This is a genomic window from Stenotrophomonas sp. YIM B13575 (assembly GCF_042787595.1).
Taxonomy (GTDB): Bacteria; Pseudomonadota; Gammaproteobacteria; order Xanthomonadales; family Xanthomonadaceae; genus Stenotrophomonas; species Stenotrophomonas lactitubi_B.
The window spans coordinates 1-6,604 of sequence record NZ_JBHZOP010000131.1; the positions used below are offsets into that span (position 1 = coordinate 1).

General features: G+C 65.4%; 6 protein-coding genes. 5 read left to right on the plus strand and 1 reads right to left on the minus strand.

The window, feature by feature from the left end; translation table 11 throughout:
• The first annotated feature begins 539 nt into the window (after nt 1-539).
• From ACFX4F_RS18155 to ACFX4F_RS18165, 3 genes are all read left to right on the plus strand, one after another.
• A complete protein-coding gene (locus ACFX4F_RS18155) occupies nt 540-1,403 on the plus strand; it encodes a pirin family protein (protein ID WP_099818932.1) in 864 nt (287 codons plus the stop codon).
• Nucleotides 1,404-1,524: 121 nt separating this feature from the next.
• Nucleotides 1,525-2,244 carry an aquaporin Z gene (gene aqpZ / locus ACFX4F_RS18160; protein WP_089236428.1) on the plus strand — a complete coding sequence of 240 codons (720 nt, stop codon included), beginning with the start codon at nt 1,525-1,527 and terminating at the stop codon, nt 2,242-2,244.
• 196 nt (nt 2,245-2,440) lie between these two features.
• Nucleotides 2,441-2,899, plus strand: coding sequence for a hypothetical protein (locus ACFX4F_RS18165; RefSeq protein ID WP_099818930.1), 459 nt, complete (start codon nt 2,441-2,443; stop codon nt 2,897-2,899).
• A gap of 84 nt (nt 2,900-2,983) precedes the next feature.
• Here ACFX4F_RS18165 and ACFX4F_RS18170 read toward each other — a convergent pair whose 3' ends face one another.
• Entirely contained in the window at nt 2,984-3,835 is an 852-nt protein-coding gene (locus ACFX4F_RS18170) for a pirin family protein (RefSeq protein WP_380657630.1), read from the minus strand.
• 269 nt (nt 3,836-4,104) lie between these two features.
• On the opposite strand from ACFX4F_RS18170, the gene ACFX4F_RS18175 reads away from it, so the two are divergent.
• Together ACFX4F_RS18175 and ACFX4F_RS18180 are read left to right on the plus strand one after the other, a co-directional pair.
• Nucleotides 4,105-6,186 carry a carbon starvation CstA family protein gene (locus ACFX4F_RS18175; protein WP_100553209.1) on the plus strand — a complete coding sequence of 694 codons (2,082 nt, stop codon included), beginning with the start codon at nt 4,105-4,107 and terminating at the stop codon, nt 6,184-6,186.
• Nucleotides 6,186-6,410, plus strand: a complete 225-nt coding sequence (locus ACFX4F_RS18180; protein ID WP_089236433.1) for a YbdD/YjiX family protein — start codon at nt 6,186-6,188, stop codon at nt 6,408-6,410. Before ACFX4F_RS18175 ends, ACFX4F_RS18180 begins: the two co-directional genes overlap by 1 nt.
• Nucleotides 6,411-6,604 lie beyond the last annotated feature (194 nt).

Sequence of the window (6,604 nt, forward strand, 5' to 3'; positions counted from 1 at the left end):
GTGGGGCGGTGTGGGTTGGCAGGACACGCCGTAAACCCATCCCTGGGGGCTCGATGGCGCCATCCATGGCGCCAACGGTCCTGCCAACCCACATCGCCCCACCCCTGACAGTTTCCCGGTGACGGTCAGTGAACTGCGATTGCTGGTAGGTGTCGACCTTGGTCGACACGCTTGATCCACGCCATGCGTGGATGCGAGCGAAGCGACCAGCATTTGATTTTGATTTTCTTTTTTCTTCTCCGTGGCTGGACGGCACACGGAAACTTTCAGAGGTCGGGCGGGTGGGTTGCGCAGGACCGTTGGCGCCATGGATGGCGCCATCGAGCCTCCAGGGACGGATTCACGGCGTCCCCCGCGAACCCACCCCGCCCGGCCAAGCGCGGCTTTTGAATTTGCTTCTGCCTTACGCAACCAACCAACCAACAGCCACGAGGGGCTGCGCCGTTGGCTGGAACAACCTGTTACCCGAACGGGGAATGTCACCGTAACGACAGCATGCGATCCTGACCGCCTTGATCCCTGCCAGCGAGAACGCCCGCATGACCACCATCATCGCCCCGCGCGTACACGACATCGGCGGCCTGGAAGTGCGCCGTGCAGTGCCCACCCTGCAGGCCCGCAGCATCGGCTCGTTCGTGTTCGTCGACCAGATGGGCCCGGCACTCATGCACCCCGGTACGGCCATCGACGTGCGCCCGCATCCGCATATCGGCCTGGCCACCGTCACCTACCTGTGGTCGGGCGCCATCGGCCACCGCGACACGCTGGGTTCGGACCAGGTGATCCGCCCCGGTGACGTCAACTGGATGACCGCCGGCCGCGGCATCGCCCATTCCGAGCGCACGCCACAACCGGACCGCGACCACGACAACCCGATCCACGGTATGCAGACCTGGGTGGCGTTGCCGAAGTCGCATGAGGAAATCGAACCGGCGTTCTACCACCACGCGGCCGCCACGCTGCCCGAGCAGCGTCGCAACGGCGCCTGGCTGCGGGTGATCGCCGGACGCGCCTATGGCGAGGAGTCGCCGGTCAAGGTGTTCGCCGATACGCTCAACGTGGCGATCGATCTCGACCCGGATGCAGAGATCGACATCGATGACGGTCACCGCGAGCGTGCGCTGTACATCCTCGAAGGCGAAGCGCAACTGGATGGCGTGGACATTCCCGCCCAGCACCTGGTGATTCCCGAAGCCGGTGCGCGTGGCCGCCTGCGCGCGAAGACGCCGGTAAAGGCGATGCTGTTCGGCGGCGAGCCGCTGGATGGGCCGCGCCATCTGTGGTGGAACTTCGTGTCCAGCTCGAAGGAACGCATCGAGCAGGCCAAGCACGACTGGGAAGCCGGGCGTTTCGGCACCATTCCCGGCGACGACAAGGAATTCATTCCCCTGCCCGAGCATTGAGCATCGCGTGTTGCACACATCCGAGGGTGTATCCCTGCACCCGGCGTTGACGCTACAGTCACCCGCTGATCACTGAAATGTGACATAAATCACACTTTCGACCGTCAAAGGAGTGCAACACATGAGCATGGGTAAACGCTTGTCCGCCGAGTTCCTCGGCACGTTCTGGCTGGTTCTGGGTGGCTGTGGCAGTGCCGTGCTCGCCGCCAAGTTCGGTGGCGACGGCAATCCGCTGGGTATCGGTTTCCTCGGCGTGGCGCTTGCCTTCGGCCTGACCGTGGTGACCGGCGCCTATGCGTTCGGCCATATCTCCGGCGCGCACTTCAACCCGGCAGTCAGCGTCGGGCTGTGGGCTGGCGGCCGCTTCCCGACCAAGGATCTGCTGCCCTACATCATCGCCCAGGTGGCCGGCGGCCTGCTGGCCGGCTTCATCCTGCTGCAGATCGCCTCCGGTGCCAGCGGCTTCGCCATTGATGGCAGCCAGGCCGGTGCGTTCGCCAGCAACGGCTATGGTGCGCTGTCGCCCGGTGGCTACAGCGTGGCAGCCGCGTTCCTGTGCGAAGTGGTGCTCACGGCGGTGTTCCTGATCGTGATCATGGGCGCGACCCATGGCAAGGCGCCGGCGGGCTTCGCGCCGCTGGCCATCGGTCTGGCCCTGACCCTGATCCACCTGATCAGCATTCCGGTCACCAATACCTCGGTGAACCCGGCCCGCTCCACGGCGGTGGCCTTCTTCGCCGGCAGCGGCGCCACCGGCCAGCTGTGGCTGTTCTGGGTCGCCCCGCTGCTGGGCGGTGCGATCGGCGGCATCATCTACAAGTGGATCGGCAACGACCGCTGAGCCGTGACCGTGCCATTGCGGCCGCGCTCCGGCCGCAATGGTTACGGATGTAACCGCGATTTGTGCGATCGCTCACGTTCCGTTAAGGTCTGGTCATCCGCCCGTGCTTGTGCCGGGCAGGACGGCATCCGGGGATGGGATGCCTCGGCCGCCGGTGACGCCGGCGGTGCCAACGACACGCCACCTTGGGGGATGCATGAAGTTCGCGCCTGTTGTTTTGTCGAGCCTGCTGTTCGTTGCGGCGTCTGCCTGCGCGCAGGCCCCGGTCGAATGCCCTTCGTTGCCCGCCAGCAGCGGCCTGCAATGGCAGCAGCAGGCACAGTCCGGTTTCCTGGTCTGCCGCGCGGCCACCAGTGATGGTCGTGAAGTGCTGAGCCTGATGCTCAGCCAGCGCGATCCGGGCATTCCGCTGACCCGCTCGCTGCGCCAGGAAAAGGGCAGCTTTGCCGGTGAATCGATGTACTGGTACCAGCCGGATCTTGGCGGCCAGCAGCCGCCGGGCTATGCCGAGCGCCGCATCAGCGTGGTCAAGCTGGACAAGGGCCGCTACGCGCAGATCGCGCTGTATCCTGACAGTTCGCAGGAACTGGGCACGCTGCAGCAGCTTGCGCAGGGCATGAACCTGACGCCGTCTGCCGTGGCCGACGGCCGCTGAGAGGGTGCGGGGATGACTGCTTGGCAGCGTCCCCGCAGGATCCGGCACACCCGGCATCCGCCGGGCATGGCCCGGCGCTACCGCTCAGAACCTGCCTTCCTGGAAATCAACGAAAGCCTGCATCAGTTCTTCGCGGGTGTTCATCACGAACGGGCCGTGGCGCATCACCGGCTCGCGCAGCGGTCGACCCGCCACCAGGATCAACCGCGCACCGTCAGCACCTGCCGACAGATGCAGCTGCTCGCCGCCGCCCAGCACCGCCAGTTCCTGCCGTGCCACGTCGCGCGCAGCATCCTGCTCACCCACCGTCAGCCCGCCTTCGAACACATAGACGAACGCGTTGTGGCCTTCCGGCAGCACATACGTCCAGGCGCGGTCGGCGGCCAGTTCGATATCCAGGTACAGCGGATCGGTGGCGGGCTGCGCGATCGGGCCCGCCGTGCCATCGACCGTGCCGGCGATCACCTTGACCTGCACGCCTTCGGCCGGCCGCACCACCGGAATCTTTTCCGGAGCGAATTCCTGGTACTTCGGCGCGGTCATCTTGTCGCGCGCCGGCAGGTTCACCCACAACTGGAAGCCGCGCATCTGCCCGCTTTCCTGCTCGGGCATCTCCGAATGCACCAGGCCACGGCCGGCGGTCATCCACTGCACGCTGCCCGGGGTCAGCAGGCCTTCGTTGCCGTGATTGTCGCGATGCCGCATGCGGCCATCGAGCATGTAGGTAACGGTCTCGAAACCACGATGCGGATGCTCCGGGAAACCGGCGATGTAGTCCTCGGCGCGATCGGTGCCGAATTCATCGAGCAGCAGGAACGGATCGAGGTCGGGCAGCGACGGGCCGCCGATGACCCGGGTCAGGCGAACACCGGCACCGTCGGAGGTGGGCATGCCACGGATGGTGCGCAGGACGCGGACCGGCTCGGGAAGGCTCATGGTGACTCCTGTTGGATGGATGCCGGTAAAAATGGACGCTGCAGCGCGCAACGCCAATGGATGCCGTCGCAACCGATTGTTCCATCCCTGGTGTTCGCCGCGCGTCATGTCCGCACGCCGGCACCGCCTGCGTTGTGGGCAGCGAGGAAACATCGCCACCTGCCACACCCATGTACGACCAAAGTACTACCGCAGAATGGTCCCGTGCACATTGACCCTGCCAGGGGCACGCGGGACTCTTTGCCTGTCTTTCCGGGAGAGAGCACCTCATGAAAGGTTTTTCCAAAATAGGCTGGGCGGCCCTCGCCCTGCTCGGCGCGTTCTGCCTGGGTACGGTGGCGCTGCGGCGCGGTGAGCACATCAACGCGTTGTGGATCGTGGTGGCGGCGGTATCGCTGTACCTGGTCGCCTACCGCTTCTACAGCCTGTTCATCGCCGACAAGGTGATGCAGCTCGATCCGACCCGGGCCACCCCGGCGGTGATCAACAACGATGGCCTGGATTACGTGCCGACCAACAAGCACGTGCTGTTCGGCCACCACTTCGCCGCCATTGCCGGTGCTGGTCCGCTGGTCGGCCCGGTGTTGGCCGCGCAGATGGGCTACCTGCCCGGCCTGCTGTGGCTGGTGGTCGGCGTGGTGCTGGCCGGCGCGGTGCAGGACTTCATGGTGCTGTTCCTGTCCAGCCGCCGCAACGGCCGCTCACTGGGTGACCTGGTGCGCGAGGAGATGGGCCAGGTGCCCGGTACCATCGCCTTGTTCGGTGCCTTCCTGATCATGATCATCATCCTGGCCGTGCTGGCGATGGTGGTGGTCAAGGCGCTGGCGGAAAGCCCGTGGGGCATGTTCACGGTGATCGCCACGATGCCCATCGCGATCCTGATGGGCGTGTACATGCGCTACATCCGGCCGGGCAAGATCGGTGAGATCTCGGTGGTGGGCCTGGTGCTGCTGCTGGCCGCGATCTGGTTCGGTGGCAAGGTGGCGGCAGACCCGACCTGGGGCCCAGCCTTCACCTTCACCGGCACCCAGATCACCTGGATGCTGATCGGCTACGGCTTCGTCGCCTCGGTGCTGCCGGTGTGGCTGCTGCTGGCCCCCCGCGATTACCTGTCGACCTTCCTGAAGATCGGCACGATCATCGCGCTGGCCATCGGCATCCTGGTGGTGATGCCGGAACTGAAGATGCCGGCGCTGACCCAGTTCGCTGCCAGCGGCGACGGCCCGGTGTGGAAGGGCGGGATGTTCCCGTTCCTGTTCATCACCATCGCCTGCGGCGCGGTGTCGGGCTTCCATGCACTGATCTCTTCGGGTACCACACCGAAGCTGCTGGCCAATGAAGCGCACATGCGCTACATCGGCTACGGCGGCATGTTGATGGAGTCGTTCGTAGCGGTGATGGCACTGGTGGCCGCCTCGATCATCGATCCGGGCATCTACTTCGCCATGAACAGCCCGGCGGCGGTAATCGGTGCCGACGCGGCCTCGGCCGCGCACTACATCACCAATACCTGGGGCTTCACCATCACCCCCGAACAGCTGACGGCCACGGCCGCAGCGATCGGTGAACCGACCATCCTGCATCGTGCCGGTGGTGCGCCGACGCTGGCGGTGGGCATCGCGCAGATCCTGCATGAGGCGATCCCCAGCAGCAGCGACGCGATGATGGCGTTCTGGTACCACTTCGCCATCCTGTTCGAAGCACTGTTCATCCTCACCGCTGTGGATGCGGGTACCCGTGCCGGTCGCTTCATGCTGCAGGACCTGCTCGGCAACTTCATTCCTGCACTGAAGAAGACCGAGTCGTGGACCGCGAACATCATCGGTACTGCCGGCTGCGTGGCGCTGTGGGGCTACCTGCTGTACACCGGCGTGGTCGATCCGTTCGGCGGCATCCAGACGTTGTGGCCGTTGTTCGGCATCTCCAACCAGATGCTGGCAGGCATCGCGCTGATGCTGGGCACGGTGGTGCTGTTCAAGATGAAGCGTGACCGTTACGCGTGGGTCACTGCGGTGCCTGCAGTGTGGCTGCTGATCTGCACCACCTATGCCGGCTTCATCAAGATCTTCGACAGCAACCCGGCGCAGGGCTTCCTGGCCCAGGCACACAAGTTCCAGGACGCCCTGGCCAGCGGCACCATCACCGCACCGGCGAAGTCGGTCGCACAGATGCAGCAGATCGTGGTCAACGCCTACGTCAACACCGGCTTGACTGCGCTGTTCCTGCTGGTGGTGGCGTCGGTGCTGGTGTATTCGATCAAGACGATCGTGGCGGCGCGCCGCAATCCGCAGCGCAGCGACCGCGAGACCCCGTACGTGGCCCTCAAGCCGCACGAAATGGTGGACCTGTAATGAGTACGCAACTGGTTCCGGTGGGGCAGTACCAGGCGCATCGCCGCCTGTGGCGACGCCTGGTGCAGACGGCACGGCTGTGCTGCGGCATTCCCGACTACGACAACTATGTGCGGCATGTGCGGGAGAAGCATCCGGACCGCGAGCCGATGGACTACAAGACGTTCTTCCGCGAGCGGCAGGAAGCGCGGTATGGCGGGCGCAACGGTGGTCGCTGCTGTTGAGGTTCTCGGTGGGTGCCGGGCTTGCAGCCCGGCGCCCGCAGAAGCGACGGCAACTGCAACGGCAACGGACGAAGCGTCGGCTCTGGGTTTCTGTTGGGTTGGCGGGGCGGTGTCGGATTGCGGGGACGCCGCAAGTACGTCCCTGTAGGCTTGGCAGCCGCATCCATGCGGCTGACACCCCGCAATCCGACACC